Raw genomic sequence first — 18,316 nt, forward strand, 5'->3', positions numbered from 1 at the left:
ACCCGCACCATCGCTGGTCACGACCAGCCCGGCGTTGACCAGCGAACGCGCGCAGTGGCACGTTGTGTCCCAGCCGCCGGCCCGCACCCGCCCGCCTGCGCGCACGGGCGACTTCGCCCCTGCATCTCTGCCCACCGATCGCGGCCAGACCGCCACCCTCCAGCACCTCCCACCCCCCCCGGAGACACGCGGGCGCGCCACGCCGGCCCCCACCACCGCACCGCGATCACCGGGCAGAATGCAGCACCCCACCCCGCCCCGGCAGCAGCGATCTTGCGGTGTCCGGCGATCGCGCGCAGCGGCAAGTTTTGCAGCGGCGACCGCCCGCGACTAGCGACCTGCGTGCACAGATTGCCTCACGCCAGATGCGGACGGGATTTCTCTCTCATCTGTCCGAGCTGTAGCTGGCGATTCCACAATCTGCAGCCGAGCGTGCACTGCGGTCGAAATGGCGACCAACGTATGCATGGTCGGGTTCCCGAGACCCCGCTCGACTGCACTGACATCGGTCTGTCTCACACCGGCGCGTGTTGCAACGTCCGCTTGACGCAGCCCGAGCTCGAGTCTGCAACGTTTGAGCGTCTGCCCGATCTGTCTGCGCAGATCGTCTTCATAGAGCGCGCGACTACCGGCAGCCATCGCGTCCGCGACTTCACGTGCCTCAGGGCGCCATGAGCGCTGAAGATCGTGTGAGAACTCCCCGTATGAGCGCCCCATCACCATCACCTCCGTAGTCGTTATACCGACTTTACCATCGTCAGGTCTCCTGCTCACCCCGTCGTTCTTCATCCCACCCTGGCGCTGAGCTCACCACTTTCGAATCACTCGCGCAGCAATGGTGCGCGCTGTGGCTATGGCCGCCTGCTGCTTCTTCTTGCTTGGGTCTCGGCCCTTGTCATACGCAGTCAACAACAGGATCAATCTTCGTCCGTGCGTCATGAAGAAAACACGTAGCGTCACTGTCTGTTCGTCTCCAGGGGCAGGCTTGTAGTCAGGGTCGACCCGCTGCATCACCTGCTTCTTAGATTTCTTGTGCACCCGGAATTCGTAGAGACCCTGCCCAAGAGGTTTGCCCCACTGTGTTCGGCAGACATCGACACCTTCCGTCAGCAGCACTCCCCGCACCGCGCCATCGAGCAGCTCCTGCTGGTACTCATTCAGTTCTCGAGTCACAGCCCGCTCATACTCAGGCTCCACCTCGATGCGCCATCCCTGCTCATCACCTGCCATGGTTCCCCCCTAACGAGCGAGATCGACATTGAGTGCTACCAAGCGCCCCCCAAATCTAACGATGGCAGCCGGTCCAACGCGGCCCCGCGAACAGAAGCCGATTTATGCTCCAGTGCCGCCGATGCAGTGTAGGACCCGGCCCAGCTAAGATTCAGTGTGCTCCCACGCCAGCTGCATCAGAATGTCTGCCATTAGTCATAGAAGTGCACTGTTTCACGAAGATGATCGGCAAAGCGATAGATCTCATCGAGAGAATCGATCGCCTCACGGGTCTCCTGCTTATCGGCATCGAACAAGCCGATGTACTTCTGCCCGGTGTTGAAGTGGAGTCGTGCGATCGGTTTCCGATTGTTATCGTCAAGCAGGATGCCGAAGTACGACTTGGTATCCCGCTGAGCGATGCGAGACGGTGAGACTTCACTGCAGACAATCGCCCGAACGATTTGGTAGCCTTCCACCTCCTCTAGTGTCGTTTCAATGCCTTTGTCAGTCTTCTCATCGAAACTGTCGACACTCGCCTGCGCCGCGGCGGCACTGGCTCCCGCGCCTGAAACCGTCCCATCGTCTGGCTCAGCCTGATAAGACTGGCTTCCCAGCGCAGCCTTCAGACGATCATTGACCTGGTCGGCGAGAAACTGCTTTTGCGCCTTCGGCACGAGCACACCGAAGAGTTCGCGAACCTTCTGCGTGAAGGCCCCATCGTAGACACGCGATGCCACGGCCTTGACCCAATCATCATCTGGTGCTTTGAACTGAGCGGCAAGGACACGTTTCAGTTCTCCGACATACTTCAGCTCTTCTGCCGCATTGAGCACTGAATCAAGATCGAAGACCTCTTTCGTCAGTTTGTTCAGTTCTGGAATCACCACAGGATCGAGGTCAGAGAGCTGGAACCGCAGGAAGGGCTTCTCATCCATTCGGTTCTGGCGATCGAGATCGGTGTAGAACCGGTACTCGTCTCCATTGGTGAGAATAGCGATACGCGCATTCGTCACCGCAAAGTAGCGAAAGAGCTGAGAGGCATGGTTGATATTGAGTTCTTCCCCGATCTTCTTGCATTCCACGAGGATCTGAACGACATCATCTTTGATAATCGCATAGTCGATCTTCTCGCCCTTCTTGGTCCCGATGTCTGCGGTGTATTCGGGGACCACTTCACTGGGGTTGAATACGTCATACCCCAGCACGAGAGAGATGAAAGGCATCACGAATGCATTCTTCGTGGCTTCTTCAGTTTCGATCGATCCTCGCTGCTTCTCGATCTTCAGTGCAAGGCTGTTCAGACGTTCAGTGATTTCGGACAAGGTAGTCTCCCAGTAAAGTTACGATTGTGAGAGATTCTACTTGGTGCCGCTGACACCCTCTCAAATCACTTTCTCCTGCACCGCACAGCGCAGCCGGCGGCAGTTCCCGTAGCAAACCTGCCATCCTGCATCAACACTGGTCACGATCGACCCCGTTCTGACCAGCGAACGCGCGCAGTGGCACGCGCTGTCTCACCTGCCCACCTGCACCCGCCCCCTGCACTTCTGCCCACCGATCGTGGCCAGACCACCGCCCTCCAGCACCTCCACCCCGGAAACACGCGGGCGCGCCACGCCGCCCCCGCCGCCACACCGCGATCGCCGGGCGGAAATGCAGCGCGCATCGACAGAACCTGCCGCGGGCCCGGCGGCGCTCAGCTCCAGGCACCGCGCAGCCGCTCCACATGCTCCGCGATGAGACGGCCGGCCTCGGACGCCGACGCACCCGCCACCGAGCGCGAGACGCTCGCGAGCAGGCGGGAGGCGCATCCCGGAAACAGCACCGCCGCATCTTCCAGCCGCGCGCCTTGAGCCCCGAAGCCGGGGGCCAGCACGGGGAGGGTGTTGCCCGTGGTGCGCACGTCGAGCCCGCGGCTGACCGGCGCCTGGGTGGCGCCGAACACGATGCCGAACGATCCGGGGGCGGTGGCGTTCCATATGCCCACCTCGTGCGCCACGTGCGCGGCGAGCGAGCCCTGCCCAACTCCCGCAGCCTGCCCCACACCCGCAGCCTGCCCCACACCCGCGGCCTGCCCGGCGCCTGCAGCCAGCCCCACGCCAGCGGCCTGCACCGGCTCGGCCTGCGGGTTGCTGGTGGCCGCCAGCACGAACAGGCCGGCGCCGTTTGCCCGAGCCGTCTCGTAGAGCGGGTCGAGCGCGTGCACGCCCAGGTAGGGCGAGACCGTCAGTGCGTCACTGGCCAGCGGCGCCTCGGCGGCCAGCCACGCGTCGGCGTAACCCTGATTAGTCGAGCCGATGTCGCCGCGCTTGGCGTCGGCGATCACCAGCAGTCCGGCTGAGCGAGCCTCCGTGATCACCCGCTCAAGCACGGCCAGCCCGGCCGCGCCGTACCGCTCGAAGAAGGCGACCTGTGGCTTGACAATGCCCACACGATCCGCCGCCTGCTCGACCATCGCAAGACTGAAGCGCTCAAGGCCGGCCACCCCGCCGGGCAGCCCCCACGCGTCGAGCAGGTGCGCGTGGGGGTCGATGCCGACGGTCAGCCCGCCGAAGCGGGTGATCGCCTGCGCGAGCCGGGTGCCGAACGAGGTGATGCCCATCAGGCGTCGAGGGCCTCGGCCGCAGCGGCGGCAGCGGCACGGTCGGCGGCGTACTCCTGCAGGGAACGCACCGAGAAGGGCCCGTCGACGACCTCGAGCGAGGTCACCAGCGAGTTCAGCGCGGCGATCGTGGTGAACACGGGCACGTTGTGCGCGGTGGCGGCGGCGCGAATCTCGTAGCCGTCGGTGCGTGCGGTGCGCCCTGACGGGGTGTTGACCACCATCGAGATCTCACCGCGGGTGATGCGCTCAACGATGTCGTGATCGCCCTCGCCGCGCTTGTTGATCGGCTGTGCGACGATGCCGTTGCGGCGCAGCACCTTGAGCGTGCCCTCGGTGGCCACGATGTCGAAGCCCTGCGTCTGCAGGCGCAGCACCGGCAGCACCACGTTGCGCTTGTCGTCGTCGGCAACCGACACGAACACCGTGCCGCGGCGCGGCAGCGAGCCGACCGTGGCGGTCTCGGCCTTGGCGAACGCGATCGGGAAGTTCGCGTCGATGCCCATGACCTCGCCGGTCGAGCGCATCTCGGGGCCGAGCAGCGAGTCGACCACAGTGCCCTCGGGCGTCTGGAAGCGGTTGAACGGCAGCACGGCTTCTTTCACCGAGATCGGTGAGGATGCTGGCACAAACGTGCTGTCGGCCGCCGGCAGCAGCCCCTCAGCTTGCAGCTCGGCGATCGAGCGCCCCGCCATGATCAGGCTGGCCGCCTTGGCCAGCGGCAGCCCCAGCGCCTTGGAGACGAACGGCACCGTGCGGCTGGCGCGCGGGTTCGCCTCGATCACGTAGAGCACTCCGGCGGCGATCGCGTACTGCACGTTCAGCAGGCCGTCGACGCCGATGCCCTGGGCGATGGCGAGGGTGGCCTCGCGCACGGCGCGCAGGTGCGAGTCGCCGAGGCTGACCGCCGGCAGCGAGCAGCTCGAGTCGCCGGAGTGGATGCCGGCCTCTTCGATGTGCTCCATGATGCCGCCGATGAACAGCTGCTCGCCGTCGTACAGCGCGTCGACGTCGAGCTCCACCGCGTCGTCGAGGAACCGGTCGACCAGCAGCGGGTTGGTCTCGGAGACCAGCGCCTGCCCGCCGATGCGTTCGAAGTAGTCGACGATCGACTCGCGGTCGTAGACGATCTCCATGCCCCGGCCGCCGAGCACGAACGAAGGACGCACGAGTACGGGATACCCGATGTGCTCGGCCACGTCGATGGCTTCGTCGACGTTTGTGGCGATGCCGTTGCGTGGTGCGAGCAGGTTGCCCTTCTCGAGAATCTCAGCGAACAGGCCACGCTCTTCGGCGAGGTCGATCGCCTCGGGGGTGGTGCCGAGAATCGGCACACCCGCAGCTTTGAGGCCCTTGGCCAGGCCCAGCGGCGTCTGCCCGCCGAGCTGCACGATCACGCCGACCAGCTCACCGGCCTGGCTCTCGGCGTGAATCACCTCGAGCACGTCTTCGAGCGTCAGCGGCTCGAAGTACAGGCGGTCTGAGGTGTCGTAGTCGGTCGAGACTGTCTCGGGGTTGCAGTTGACCATGATGGTCTCGTAGCCGGCGTCGTGCAGAGCGAACGAGGCGTGCACGCACGAGAAGTCGAACTCCACGCCCTGACCGATGCGGTTGGGCCCCGAGCCGAGAATCACAATGCGTTTCTTGCCCGAGTACGCAACCTCAGACTCCTGCTCGTAGGTCGAGTAGTGATACGGGGTGAGCGCCGGAAACTCGCCGGCACAGGTGTCGACCGTCTTGTAGACCGGTCGCAGCCCGGCGAAGTGGCGAATGTCGCGCACCTGCTGCTCGCTGGTGCCGCGCAGCTGGGCGATTTGAGCGTCGCTGAAGCCCTCTTCTTTGGCCACGCGCAGCACGTGCAGATCAAGCTCGTCGGCTGCGTGCACCCAGTCGGCGACCTCGTTGATGTGCACGATCTGGTCGATGAACCACGGGTCGATGCCGGTGGCCTCATGCGCCTGCTCGGGCGTGGCACCGGCTCGCAGTGCCTGCTGCAGGGTCACGATGCGACCGTCGGTGGGCACGGATGCTTTCTCAAGCAGCGTCGCCGCGTCACCTTCGATCTCGCCCCAGTGGAAGTTCGAGCCTTTCTTCTCGAGCGAGCGCAACGCCTTCTGCAGCGCCTGCGAGAAGGTGCGACCGATGGCCATCGCCTCGCCCACCGACTTCATAGTGGTGGTCAGGCGGGCGTCTGCGGCCGGGAACTTCTCGAACGCGAAGCGCGGCACCTTCACCACGATGTAGTCGAGCGTGGGCTCGAAGCTGGCCGGGGTGACCTGGGTGATGTCGTTGGGAATCTCATCGAGGCGGTAGCCGACCGCGAGTTTCGCGGCGATCTTGGCGATCGGGAAGCCGGTGGCTTTCGAGGCGAGGGCCGATGACCGAGAGACGCGCGGGTTCATCTCGATGACGATCACGCGGCCGGTCGCCGGGTCGATCGCGAACTGAATGTTGCAGCCTCCGGTATCAACGCCCACGGCGCGGATGATGCGGATGCCGATGTCACGCAGGTTCTGATATTCGAGGTCGGTCAGGGTCAGCGCGGGCGCCACCGTGATCGAGTCGCCGGTATGCACGCCGACCGGGTCGACGTTCTCGATCGAGCAGACGACCACCGTGTTGTCGGCGTTGTCGCGCATCAGCTCGAGCTCGTACTCTTTCCAGCCGAGAATCGACTCTTCGAGCAGCACCTCGGCCGTCGGCGAGGCATCGAGGCCGGCCCCGGCGATGCGGATCAGGTCTTCTTGGGTGTAGGCGAAGCCCGAGCCGAGCCCGCCCATGGTGAACGAGGGGCGCACCACCAGCGGGTAGCCGAGGTCTTCGGCGAAGGCGAGGCATTCGTCGAGCGTGTGGGCGATGTGTGAGCGGGCCACGTCGGCGCCGCAGTCGAGCACGAGCTCTTTGAAGGTCTCGCGGTTCTCGCCGCGCTCGATGGCGTCGACCTTCGCGCCGATGAGCTCCACATCGTATTTCTCGAGAATGCCCGCCTTGTCGAGCGCGATGGCGGCGTTCAGTGCGGTCTGGCCGCCCAGGGTCGGCAGGATGGCGTCGGGCCGCTCTTTGGCGATGATCGCCTCGATGACCTCGGTGGTGATCGGCTCGATGTATGTGGCATCGGCGAAATCGGGGTCGGTCATGATGGTCGCCGGGTTCGAGTTGACCAAGATGACTCGGATGCCCTCGGCCCGCAGCACGCGGCAGGCCTGGGTGCCCGAGTAGTCGAACTCGCAGGCCTGGCCGATGACGATCGGCCCGGAGCCGATGACCAGCACACTGTTGATGTCTGCTCTGCGTGGCATTAGTTTGCGGCTCCTTCGGTGGTGGCGGCACCCTCACGGGTGGCGACGATGAGGTCTTTGAATCGGGTGAACAGGTAGTCGGAGTCGTGCGGGCCGGCGGTGGCCTCGGGGTGGTACTGCACAGAGAACGCGGGGATGTCGAGGCAGTTGAGGCCCTCGACCACCTGGTCGTTGAGCCCGACGTGGCTGACCTCGACGCGGCCGAAGCCCGACGGCGAGTCGATCACACCCTCGGTGTCGGCCTTGACGGCGAAGCCGTGGTTCTGCGCAGTGATCTCGACCCGGCCGGTGGCCTTGTCGAGCACAGGCTGGTTGATGCCACGGTGACCGAACGGCAGCTTGTAGGTGTCGAGCCCGAGCGCACGGCCGAGCAGCTGGTTGCCGAAGCAGATGCCGAAGAACGGGATGCGCTGGGCGAGCACCTGGCTGAGCGTCGAGATGACCTCGCGGCTGGCCGCCGGGTCACCCGGCCCGTTCGAGAAGAACACGCCGGCCGGTTGCAGGGCCACGATCTGCTCGAAGGTGGCGCTGTACGGCAGCACATGCACGTCGAAGCCCTGCTCGCTGAGCTTGCGCACCGTGGCGCGCTTGACGCCCAGGTCGACGACCACGAGGTTGCCGAGGCTCTCGCCGACGGCGGGCACCACATACTCTTCGGGTGTGGTGACCTGGCCGGAGAGGTTCAGGCCTGCCATGCGCGGTGAGCGCTGCACCTGGGCGAGCTGCTCAGAGGCGTCGAGATCGGCGTCTGCGCCGGAGAAGATGCCGGCGCGCTGGGCGCCCTTGTCGCGCAGGTGACGGGTCAGTGCACGGGTGTCGACATGAGAGATGCCCACGATGTGCTGGCGCACCAGCTCGTCATTGAGTGAGCTGGTGGCCCGCCAGTTCGACACGATGCGGCTGGGCTCGCGCACCACGTAGCCGGCCACCCAGATGCGGCTCGACTCGTTGTCGACGTCATTGACGCCGGTGTTGCCGATATGCGGCGCGGTCTGAATGACGATCTGGCCCGCGTACGACGGGTCGGTCAGGGTCTCTTGGTAGCCGGTCATCCCGGTGGCGAACACGGCTTCGCCGAATGTGGTGCCGCGTGCGCCGTAGGCACGTCCGGTGAATCTGGTGCCATCTTCGAGAACGAGGATGGCCGGGTCGAACACTGGCATGTGCTTGCTCCTTGCTGTGTGAGGTTCAAAAGGTCTGAGTGGTGCGGGGGTGCTGCGAGCTGTGCGTCAGAACATCAGCTCGCGGCTTCGTCGCTCGGCGCTCGGCGGCGGGGTGAGCGCATTGACCGCGGCGATCACGGCAGGCCCATCGCTGGCCTCGCGGGGCCGCAGAAAGGTGGTCACGTCGAACTCGCCCCAGGCCCAGTGCACAGCGATCAGGCCGCCGCGCTCCACACCCTTGTCGATGGTCCAGTCGGCTGCCTCAGCACCCAGCAGCGACTCGCTGGCGATGAACAGCGGCTCGGCGCCGGCGCGTTCGATGACCACGCCCTCAGGGTGCACGAACACCTCGCCGTGCGCTCGAAAACCCAGCCTGCGCGCAGTGATGCGATCGAGTGGGTCGGTGAGTCGAGTGGTCGCCGCGTAGAGCACGCGAGCCTGTGCCACCACATCACCGAGCTGGGACGGCAGGGCGGGCAGGGGCGGGAGTTCGGCATCCTGCGAGCGCGTACGGCGCCGCCACCCAACCCACATGCCCACGAACGCGAGCAGCACGATGGCGATAGTGATCGTCGTCGGGATCACTTTTTCGTCCATTGGGCCACCTCCTCGGGGGTGCGCAGGTGGCCGTCGAGCACCGTCGGGGTGCCGGCGCTGATCGTGGCGACGACGCGGCCGGGCAGCTCACGGCCGACGAACGGTGAGTTGTCGCTCAGGCTGACCAGCTCGGCGGCGTCGAGCACGTGCGGGCTGGCCGCATCGTAGAGAGTGATGTTGGCCGGCTCGCCCACAGCGATGGGGCGGCCCTGGCGCTCGTCGCGGGCCAGCAGCGCCGGGGCGGAGCTGACCAGCCGGGCGATGTCGGCCCAGCCGAGCACACCGGTGTCGACCAGGGCGGCCTGCAGCACGGGCAGGGTGGTCTGCAGCCCGGTGACGCCGAACGCGGCGTGCACCCACTCGCACTCTTTGTCTTCGTGCGGGTACGGGGCGTGGTCGGTGGCGATCACGTCGATGGTGCCGTCGGCCACTCCGGCACGCAGCGCGTCGACATCGGTCTGAGTGCGCAGCGGCGGGTTGACCTTGAACCGCGGGTCGTAGCCAGTGATCTCGGCCTCGGTCAGCAGCAGATGATGCGGGGTGGTGTCGGCCGTGACTTGAAAGCCTCGGCCCTTGGCCCAGCGCAGCACCTCGACGGCGCCGGCGGTCGACACATGGCGCACATGGAGGCGCGAGCCCACGTGGTGAGCCAGCAGCACGTCGCGGGCAATGACCGATTCTTCGGCCACAGGGGCGAACCCGGCCAGGCCGAGACGGCTGGCCAGCTCGCCTTCGTTGGCTTGGGCGTCGCGAGTCAGCTGAGGGTCTTGGGCGTGCTGGGCGACGAGCCCGTCGAAGGCCTTGACGTATTCGAGGGCGCGGCGCAGCAGCAGCGAGTCGTTCACTCCCCCTTCGTCGGCGAACACCCGCACCTGGGCGGCTGAGTCGGCCATGGCGCCGATCTCGGCGAGGCGCTCGCCACGCTGGCCGACGGTGACCGCCCCGATCGGGTACACCTGCACGTAGCCGGCGGCTGCCCCTAAGCGGGCCACGAGTTCGACGGTGCCGGCGGTGTCGGCTGCCGGGTCGCTGTCTGCGGTGGCGTGCACGGCCGTGTAGCCGCCGAGTGCGGCTGCCTGGCTGGCGCTCAGCACGGTCTCGACCTGCTCGTGGCCGGGCTCGCGCAGGTGCGCGCCCAGATCGACCAGCCCTGGCAGCACCACGAGCCCGGCGGCGTCGATGGTGAGTTCGGCGCTGTCGGTGTCGATGCATCCGGCGGGTTGAATCGAGACGATGGTGTCGTCGGTGATGCGAATGTCGACCGGCCCCTGGTCGGGGGTTGACGTCAGCGTCGCAGTGGTGATGATCAGGGAACTCACGCGCCCACCTCCTCTCGTGGGCCGAGCAGGGTGTAGAGCGCGGCCATCCTGACCGAAACGCCGTTGGCGACCTGCTCGCGCACGGTGGCCTGCGGTGAGTCAGCGGCCTCGGAGCTGATCTCGAGGCCGCGGTTCATCGGGCCGGGGTGCATGATCAGTGCGCGCGGCGACAGACGTGCCAGCCGCTGCGGGCCGAGGCCCCAGAGGCGGGTGTACTCCTGGCTGGTCGGAAAGAATGCGTCGTGCATGCGCTCGAGCTGAATGCGCAGCATGATCACCACGTCGAAGTCTTCGACGAGCGCGGTGTCGAAGTCGTCGAAGATGCGCACTGGCCAGTGCTCGGCAGCGAATGGAATGAGCGTGGGCGGGCCGGCGAAGGCCACCTCTGCGCCGAGGGTGTGCAGCAGCCAGAGGTCGCTGCGGGCCACTCTGGAGTGGTCGATGTCGCCCACGATGAGCACGCGCACGCCGTCGAGGGCTTTGCCGCGCGAAGCGTCGCCGTGCAGGCGCTTGCGAATGGTGAACGCGTCGAGCAGCGCCTGGGTGGGATGCTCGTGGGTGCCGTCGCCGGCGTTGATCACGCCCGCGTCGATCCAGTCGGTCTGTGCCAGGCGATGGGCGGCACCACTGGCGCTGTGTCTGATGACCACGCCATCCGCCCCGATCGCGGCGAGCGTCTGGGCGGTGTCTTTGAGCGACTCGCCCTTGGAGACGCTGGAGCCCTTGGCGCTGAAGTTGATCACGTCGGCCGACAGGCGCTTGGCCGCGGCCTCGAACGAGATGCGCGTGCGGGTGGAGTCCTCGTAGAACAGGTTGACCACGGTGCGCCCGCGCAGGGTGGGCAGCTTCTTGATCTCGCGCCGGTTGACGGCGTCCATGTCTTCGGCCACGTCGAGCAGGCCGAGGGCCTCGTCGCGGCTCAAATCGAGGGTGCTCAGCAGGTGTCTCATGCGATCACCACGCGATCTTCGGCGTCGAGCGGGGTGAGTTCGACTTTGACCTGCTCGTCGCGCGAGGTCGGCAGGTTTTTGCCCACGTAGTCGGCTCTGATCGGCAGCTCGCGGTGCCCCCGGTCGACGAGCACCGCCAGGCGCACCGTGCGGGGCCGGCCGAGCTCTTGCAGGGCGTCGAGTGCGGCGCGCACCGACCGGCCCGAGTAAAGCACGTCGTCGACGAGCACCACGGTTTTGTCGTCGATGCCGCTGAGTGGAATCTCGGTGGGGTGCGGGTGTTTGAGGGGCCGGGCGCGCAGATCGTCGCGGTACATGGTGATGTCGATTGACCCGGTGATGGCCTTCGCGTCGGGCAGCGACTCAGTGTGGGCGATGCGCTCGGCGAGGCGAGCGGCAAGCGGCACCCCGCGGCTGGGGATACCCAGCAGCACAAGGTTCTCGGCGCCCTTGTTGCCCTCGAGGATCTCGAAAGCGATGCGGGTCAGGGCGCGATCGATGTCGCCCGCCTGCATGACAGTGGTGGCCATGGCTGGTCCTTTCCCGCCTCACAGGACGGTCGTTAAAGGATGATTCGGCTGACAGCCATGCTACACCGTTGCGATTTGTGACACGCGCGGCGTGCCGTGCCTCACCCCACCGTGCGCCGCAGGGGTGAATCACGTTCACCCCTACCGCACACCGCAGAGCCGAACCCGCACCGCAGGGGTGAAACCGCTCCGCAGGGGTGAAGAACCCCCGACATGCGCCGTAGGGGTGAACCACCTTCACCCCTACGGCAGGTTTTCACCCCTACTGCACGCCCGCCCCACACAGGTGTCAGCACATGCGGTTATCAGGCCACTTACCCACAAACCGTGACACCTGTACCCTGATATGCGGAATCCCACCATCGTGACACCGACGCGCATATCCGTGAGGCATGATGGTTAGCGCATCCCTCCATAAGGGCCGCCGAGCTCCATGGGATCACCAATGCGTACGCCGCGGCAGAGGCTGGACCGGCGGAGCAGGACTCCACAGCAGAGCGCCGGTGTCGCGGCAGTCCGTGGGCTGGCTGGGCAGTGAGCGCACTGCGGATGAGGTGGCCCCAGCAGCTGTCGTCAAGCTGGAACCTGCCAGATCGACGATCGACTCAAGGTCTGCGACCTGCCCGGGCGCGACCGCAACGATGTCGTTCTGCGTCACGCCGATGGTGGACAGCCCTCCGACCATGCCACCGATCTGTGTGATGGCCGCCGCCTCGTCAGCGGTGGTCCCCGTCGCCTCGTCAGCAGATGCAGCCGTGGTGGGTGACGCACCAACCAGCCCCAGAGTGAGCGCCACAGTTACGCCGCCGCCGTGTACGCACCGCCTCGCGCCCTCATGTTCGATGCTTTCATGACCCCTCCGACTTGATTCTCCGGCGAACGAACATGCTCGCACGGTCGCATGGATTGAAGTATGTACCGATCAGGAACAGTGCAGTGCACACCAGCGCAGCACTGTAATAGATAAACATGACAGTGTGCGCCCCCGCCAACGCTGCCTCCTGACTGACCCCGCGGGTGGGCGCCGCGACCCGTTCCTGTAGCAGTGGCTGCAGGTAGAGTTGCGCGAAAGCAAGTGCCCCGACCAGATAGATGGCTGCGACAGCGATTTCCCAGCCCAGTGCCGGGCGAAACCAGCGCAGCACCACTGATTGGAAATACTGCCAGTCATGACCAGAGTTATGCACCATCAGTACGGTGAAAATAGCGAAGGCGCCAACGGCAGTCATTCGGGTATCCCGCGGGTAGCGTGAAGGACCGCCCAGGGAAAGGACGAGTCCGTGGTCGTAAGCCACGTCGAACCAGACAATCGGGGTGATTAAAGCGATCGCGACTACTGCGATACCAATCCAGGCCTGCACACGGGAGTTACGTCGCCTGAGCTGGAGCTCATCCCAATCCTGCGAGACCTGCACGTCGGCGAGTGCCCGGTCGGTGGAGATCCTAGACTCATGAGGTACACCGCAGGCGCTGCATATATGCAGATCTCCCCGGTCAAAGTACCCACACGCTGCGCAACGCATTGGCTTGAACACCCACTACCCCCTTATCTGGAGTGTAGTTCCGCCTTCAGCGTGGATCAATGGAAGGTGTCAGACACCGTATACGCTGCAGCCCCGAGCCAGATCTGGGGAGACATCGACATCAGCGCGGCAGCTGTAGATCGACAGCGACAGCCACATCTCCTGGGTAGCACCCAAACCATGCAGGGGGTGAAGAACCCCCGAAATGTGCACTGGGGGTGAACCACATTCACCCTGACGGCGAACTTTCACCCCTACGGCAGACTTTCACCCCTGCCGCACGCCCACCCCAGCACAGGTGTCACCGCATGCGGCTATCAGGCCACTCACCCACAAACCGTGACACCTGTGCGTACCTCGCTCCGACTCCGCACAATCCAGGCATAGGAAACCAACCCGGAGCACCCACCCCACACCCGAGTCAGGGTGCCACTGTGCGCACCACCGTGCACTCCTGCCCAGTGATCGAACGCTCCAGCCTCAACTCCAGCCCAGAAAACCCCGCCGCGATCCGGCCGCGCCGCAAATCACCGCACGATCACTGGGCACGAAGGTACACCCCCACACGCAAAAAGAGGGTGACCAGGCGGTCTCCCGTCTCATCGCCCCTCAAAAATCCACGAGCACGCCCCGCCCCCACCAAGACGCCGGCATACTTCTGCACACACGTGCTCAGAACACGAGCTGTCGCAATATTGACGGCTGCCTGTCTTTCCAATAGGCGACGACATCGTCACGGCTGACTGGCAGACCCGGATCTTCAGCCACATCATCGAAGTAACCGAATGAACGCACGATCATCTCGATCTGCTGCGCCGGAACAGCCGGCCGATACTTATCCAAGTACATGCGCACACCGTCGACGACATTGAGTTCAGTGTCCGTCTCTATACGCATGAGATCGAAATAGTCGCGCAGCTCGGCACGATCGACAATCACTTTAATCTTCGTAGCGAGAACATCTTCTACTGAAGAGACCCGCAAACCAGCCACTGTCTCCGTCTCGTGCAACAACTGCAATTGCGGTGCGGCGAGAAACTGCACTTTGGTACTCCCGATCACACCATTGACGGTGCCAGCCGCTACCATCTGAGGCACGAAGTCAGAAAAACGCTGCGAAAGCGTCGCAGCAAGCACCTCGGCATCAAAGTCACGTTCAGCGAAGAGGTCAAGGTCTCGGCTCACTCGGTGATGCAAGTGAACGGCCAAGGCCGTGCCTCCCGAAAGATAGAACCAATCTGGAACAATAGGCGCCAGTCTCAGCCAAGCCTGTGTGGTTCCTTCGGGTAGGCAGGCGGCATGGGCTTCAAGCTCATCTTTCAACTTCGCTGCCAAGCCCTCATCGAGCTCCTGAGATTCCATCCAGCCTCCTTCCAAACGCCTAAGCGCGATGATCAATGCCTGAACCAGTTATCAACCAGAGCGCTGACGCTTGGGTGAATACCGCGCCCCCGCACGGCCGCTCTCACCTCTGCCTCAGGAATATGCTGCAGCGCCCAAAGCTCCGCTCCCGGGTCGAACGAGGTCAGCATTCTGCGCGCGATGTACTGGCCGTCTGTGCCGACGCGGAGCTTCGCAGGATCGGCGTTCCAGAACAGATGCCAATACCCTCGTGGAACTTTCTGCTCAGGCAGGCTCTTCGGCATCAACCGCTCTCGGTGACGATTCAGCAGCGGTCGCATTTCTTGCCAGAACGGCCCGTCAACAGCGCGAATCACTGGAACGGTGTGAACATCTCCCCCATCAACTCGCGCCTCATCTCGTTCATCGACCAGGCCGAGCCGAATCATGCGGTCAACGTATCTGCTGGCCGTGGTCGGGCTCACTCCGGCCCGTCGCGACAGCGCACGCCTCGAGACGTACCCCAGTGGTGCAGGCCAAAGCGCCGTGAGGATGCGCAGCTCGGTTTCCGAAACACCTTCCGAAGCATCGTTCAAGATGGCTGTCGCAGCGGCGGCAGGCACAGCCCGGGCACTGCCCCGGCCACTCCTAGGCACACCCTGTTGATCGAGCAGCTTGTGCACGGTTGGCAGCGACACGCCAGCCTCAGCCGCGAGTTGCGGTGCGGTCATCATGCTGCTGTCCATATCGTTTATTCTACGCGAGACACACCGTTTGAGGAGCGACGCATCTGAGCCTCATCGCAGCAGCCTTCGCAACTGCACCTGGGCGCGTCCGCCACCTTGGTCAGCCAGCGACAGTTCAGCCACATCCCCAAAGAGCTAAAGTTCAGCCGCATCAGTCCGGCTGCAACAGCCACATCGCTCAGGCGGCACCCAAACCATGCGGTAGGGGTGAAGAATGCCCGAATTGTGCAGTGGGGGTGAAGGATTTTCACCCCTACGGCAGGCCTTCACCCCTACCGCACAGGCCACCCCACACAGATGTCACCGCATGCGACTATCAAGCCGCATACCCACAAACCCTGACACCTGTGCGCCTTTTGCTCCGACTCTGCACCGTTCAGTCGTCGAGGACACCACCACACCTCACGCCCCACGCCCGTGCAACGGTTCCGCTTCGCACCCTGCCGTGCACTCTTGCCCAGTGATCGAACACTCCTGCGCAGAAACCCCGGCTACGGCCCGGGCGAACTGCACTTCACCACGCGATCACTGGGCACGAAGGTACAGCCTTGGAGAATACACAAAGAGAGGGCGACGAGGCGACCTCCCGTCTCATCACCCTCTTCCAGTTCGGCCACATCAGCCAAGCAGCTACATCTCAGCCACATCAATCGCACAGGACTCAAAACCTACGAGCAGACGGCGCCCGGCGAGAGCACCACTGTCCATCTGCCAGGCTCTGAGCACACACAACGCTGACACGGACTGCCTGACGACGGCACGTCTCGCCAAGAGGACGAACTAGAAGAGGAGACCGGATTGCCGCGGACTATCACCCACTCTCCGATCTACCTTCTCGTAGCCCAGCCGAGCCTTAAAACCTTCCTGACGCTGACATCGCGCCTTTCGCACCCTCTGGATAGGTCAAGCGCAAGGCGAAGTAGACCCTCGTCGTCCGACGAGTTGGGTACGTCGCTCAGCACGAGTCGACGTAGCAGGACCCCACACCATCAAGTTGATGCTTAGCCGCTTGACACTTGACATGCTTAGCCGCTAAACAGTAGACATGAAGGCGAAAGAGCTCATGAAATGCATCGAACAAGCCGGTGAGCAATTGATCAGACAACGCGGCTCACACCTTCGCTACCGGCTCGAACGAGACGACATGACACTCTTCACCACAATTCCGCAGCACGGCGGGGACATCCCCACCGGAACGCTCTCGGCCATAGACCGAGACCTCGCACCGATCCTCGGAAAAGGATGGACACGATGACCACCTACCATGTACGTGCATATCGCGACGGCACCCAGTGGTCCGTCGATGTCGCAGAGGCACCCACTGCACACACCTTCGCTGGCAACCTCACAGCCCTCGATCGGAATGTCCGCGAGGCAATCGCTGTCACCGACGACCTGCCCGAGGGCGCCGAGGCAACTCTCGATCTCGTGTGGGACTTCGAACACGTCGATCCTGCGATCGCAGAAGCCGCCGCTGTGGGACGGCAGCGCCGCCGCGCACTCCACGATGTCGAGGCCGCCACCGCACGTGCCCGCAAGGCCGCTATAACCCTTGCCGCAGCCGGCTGGTCACAGCGTGACATCGCTCCTCTGCTAGGCCTTACTGCGGGGCGAGTCTCGCAGATCCTCGCTGAGAAGCATGATCACGTCCGTAGCTAACGGGTCAACTTTCCCTTACTCACCCCCACGGCAGACTTTCACCCCTACCGCACAGGCCACGCAGCCACAGCCACCTCGGCAGACCCCGCGGGCCCAGCGACAGCCACCTCGGCAGACCCGGCCGCAGCCGCCCCGGCGCCACCCAAACCATGCAGTAGGGGTGAAGAAAGGCCGAAACGTGCCGTGGGGGTGAAGCACTTTCACCCCTATGGCAGGCTTTCACCCCTACCGCACAGGCCACACAGCTACAGCCACCACGGCAGACCCGAGAACACGCAAAAGAGGGCGACGAGGCGGTCTCCCGGCTCATCGCCCTCTTGTGGCTCAGTCACCGCAGCCCAGCGGCCTACTCGGTCGCGGCCGCGGTCGAGTCGATCGTCAGCACGAACACCAAGGCCTCATGCTGCAAAGTGTGCCCTGAAATAGATCCATATGCCTCCGACGGAGGGATCACAGCAAGCACTGTCGAACCAACTTTTTGTCCTACCATCGCAGTCACGAACCCCTGGATAGACCCGTTGCTGTCTTCGGAATCCGCAACAGTCGTATAGATATTGTCCGCGTCGCCATAGTTGGTCTCGATCTGCTTGCCGTCACGCAGACGCGTTAGCTGGTAGTACACAGAAACCGTGTCACCGGCAGCAACGGTGTCTCCGTCGCCCTCTTTGATGACCTTCACCTGGGTGGTCGACGGCGTCACGCCAGTCGTGATCGTAGTGGTCGGCGTGCCCGAATCATCGAGCGTCACCGTCGGAAAATCCGCGTCGGTGAAGGTGTCAGACAGCTCCGGGTCAGTGGTCTGCACGGAGTCCACCAAGTCGACCACAGTCACCAGCGGGTCGCTGTCTTCCATCCCGAGAACTGTCGAGGCGTTTCCTTCACCTGTGAGGTCAGCTGCTGTACTCACAATGCTCAATCGGGTTCCGTAGGTCTTCCCCTCGAGAAGATCAGTCAGAGAGGGGAAATAACTCGACAGAGTTGTCGTAGTGTACCCGGTGCTGTAAGCCGCCAACTCAGAACCTGCGGTCGGGTCGTAAATGGTCAGCCCCACCTCAGCGTTGTCATCGCTGTTGAACGTGTCACCATCGCCCGTAATCAACTCTCGCGAGCTCAGCGACGACGTATCAAGATCGCCCGACACGCTGACAGTTGCCGCAGTGCCGAAGTCACCGGTGACCTCGACACCCTTCTGCGCGCCAGTCGCCGATGAGCATCCGACGAGCCCGACGGCCGCCACCGCGGCCATGATCCCTGCTGCAAGCTTCTTGTGCACGCGCACTCCACCACTCTCCTGAAGACCCCGCAGGATCACTCTGTCGTCGCGATGCATCTCACCGCGACCCCACACCATTGTCGCCGACCTCACTGGCCGGTC

Annotated in this window: 17 protein-coding genes; 2 read left to right on the forward strand and 15 right to left on the reverse strand. The window is 64.2% G+C overall.

All coding sequences use genetic code 11. The features are described 5' to 3' along the window. Nucleotides 1-330: 330 nt before the first annotated feature. From G557_RS14405 to G557_RS0100695, 14 genes are all read right to left on the reverse strand, one after another. Nucleotides 331-789, reverse strand: a complete 459-nt coding sequence (locus tag G557_RS14405; protein ID WP_084626873.1) for a helix-turn-helix domain-containing protein — start codon at nucleotides 787-789, stop codon at nucleotides 331-333. Between the two features lie 18 nt (nucleotides 790-807). Continuing rightward, nucleotides 808-1,230 carry a hypothetical protein gene (locus G557_RS10705; RefSeq protein WP_036960215.1) on the reverse strand — a complete coding sequence of 141 codons (423 nt, stop codon included), beginning with the start codon at nucleotides 1,228-1,230 and terminating at the stop codon, nucleotides 808-810. A gap of 191 nt (nucleotides 1,231-1,421) precedes the next feature. Next, entirely contained in the window at nucleotides 1,422-2,534 is a 1,113-nt protein-coding gene (locus G557_RS0100640) for a type I restriction endonuclease (RefSeq protein ID WP_028244561.1), read from the reverse strand. 374 nt (nucleotides 2,535-2,908) lie between these two features. Next, the gene (gene pyrF / locus G557_RS10710; RefSeq protein ID WP_051223967.1) at nucleotides 2,909-3,814 is read right to left on the reverse strand and encodes an orotidine-5'-phosphate decarboxylase; all 906 of its coding nucleotides are present in this window, start codon (nucleotides 3,812-3,814) and stop codon (nucleotides 2,909-2,911) included. Next, entirely contained in the window at nucleotides 3,814-7,113 is a 3,300-nt protein-coding gene (gene carB, locus G557_RS0100650; protein ID WP_028244562.1) for a carbamoyl-phosphate synthase large subunit, read from the reverse strand. Before carB ends, pyrF begins: the two co-directional genes overlap by 1 nt. Next, nucleotides 7,113-8,276: a glutamine-hydrolyzing carbamoyl-phosphate synthase small subunit gene (gene carA / locus G557_RS0100655; protein WP_028244563.1), complete on the reverse strand. Its 1,164-nt coding sequence runs from the start codon at nucleotides 8,274-8,276 to the stop codon at nucleotides 7,113-7,115. Before carA ends, carB begins: the two co-directional genes overlap by 1 nt. Nucleotides 8,277-8,342: 66 nt before the next feature. Beyond that, nucleotides 8,343-8,873 (reverse strand): PH-like domain-containing protein, encoded by a 531-nt coding sequence (locus tag G557_RS0100660; protein WP_028244564.1) that lies wholly within the window; start codon nucleotides 8,871-8,873, stop codon nucleotides 8,343-8,345. Further along, nucleotides 8,858-10,192 (reverse strand): dihydroorotase, encoded by a 1,335-nt coding sequence (locus tag G557_RS10715; RefSeq protein ID WP_051223970.1) that lies wholly within the window; start codon nucleotides 10,190-10,192, stop codon nucleotides 8,858-8,860. The genes G557_RS0100660 and G557_RS10715 overlap by 16 nt, the downstream gene beginning before the upstream one ends. Further along, nucleotides 10,189-11,142 (reverse strand): aspartate carbamoyltransferase catalytic subunit, encoded by a 954-nt coding sequence (locus G557_RS0100670; protein WP_028244565.1) that lies wholly within the window; start codon nucleotides 11,140-11,142, stop codon nucleotides 10,189-10,191. The genes G557_RS10715 and G557_RS0100670 overlap by 4 nt, the downstream gene beginning before the upstream one ends. Next, entirely contained in the window at nucleotides 11,139-11,672 is a 534-nt protein-coding gene (gene pyrR / locus G557_RS0100675; protein WP_028244566.1) for a bifunctional pyr operon transcriptional regulator/uracil phosphoribosyltransferase PyrR, read from the reverse strand. Before pyrR ends, G557_RS0100670 begins: the two co-directional genes overlap by 4 nt. A gap of 439 nt (nucleotides 11,673-12,111) precedes the next feature. Further along, entirely contained in the window at nucleotides 12,112-12,468 is a 357-nt protein-coding gene (locus G557_RS0100680; RefSeq protein ID WP_028244567.1) for a hypothetical protein, read from the reverse strand. A 52-nt stretch (nucleotides 12,469-12,520) separates the two neighbouring features. Further along, nucleotides 12,521-13,087 carry a hypothetical protein gene (locus G557_RS0100685; protein ID WP_028244568.1) on the reverse strand — a complete coding sequence of 189 codons (567 nt, stop codon included), beginning with the start codon at nucleotides 13,085-13,087 and terminating at the stop codon, nucleotides 12,521-12,523. 780 nt (nucleotides 13,088-13,867) lie between these two features. After that, nucleotides 13,868-14,557 (reverse strand): nucleotidyl transferase AbiEii/AbiGii toxin family protein, encoded by a 690-nt coding sequence (locus tag G557_RS0100690; protein ID WP_028244569.1) that lies wholly within the window; start codon nucleotides 14,555-14,557, stop codon nucleotides 13,868-13,870. Between the two features lie 32 nt (nucleotides 14,558-14,589). Continuing rightward, the gene (locus tag G557_RS0100695; RefSeq protein WP_028244570.1) at nucleotides 14,590-15,282 is read right to left on the reverse strand and encodes a winged helix-turn-helix domain-containing protein; all 693 of its coding nucleotides are present in this window, start codon (nucleotides 15,280-15,282) and stop codon (nucleotides 14,590-14,592) included. A 1,045-nt stretch (nucleotides 15,283-16,327) separates the two neighbouring features. On the opposite strand from G557_RS0100695, the gene G557_RS0100700 reads away from it, so the two are divergent. Together G557_RS0100700 and G557_RS0100705 are read left to right on the forward strand one after the other, a co-directional pair. After that, nucleotides 16,328-16,537, forward strand: coding sequence for a type II toxin-antitoxin system HicA family toxin (locus G557_RS0100700; protein WP_028244571.1), 210 nt, complete (start codon nucleotides 16,328-16,330; stop codon nucleotides 16,535-16,537). Then, the gene (locus G557_RS0100705) at nucleotides 16,534-16,941 is read left to right on the forward strand and encodes a hypothetical protein (RefSeq protein WP_051223972.1); all 408 of its coding nucleotides are present in this window, start codon (nucleotides 16,534-16,536) and stop codon (nucleotides 16,939-16,941) included. The genes G557_RS0100700 and G557_RS0100705 overlap by 4 nt, the downstream gene beginning before the upstream one ends. 346 nt (nucleotides 16,942-17,287) lie before the next feature. Here G557_RS0100705 and G557_RS13160 read toward each other — a convergent pair whose 3' ends face one another. Next, nucleotides 17,288-18,214, reverse strand: coding sequence for an FKBP-type peptidyl-prolyl cis-trans isomerase (locus G557_RS13160; protein ID WP_169337730.1), 927 nt, complete (start codon nucleotides 18,212-18,214; stop codon nucleotides 17,288-17,290). Between the last annotated feature and the right edge of the window lie 102 nt (nucleotides 18,215-18,316).

It is taken from the genome of Pseudoclavibacter soli DSM 23366 (assembly GCF_000423505.1).
Lineage (GTDB): Bacteria > Actinomycetota > Actinomycetes > Actinomycetales > Microbacteriaceae > Pseudoclavibacter_A > Pseudoclavibacter_A soli.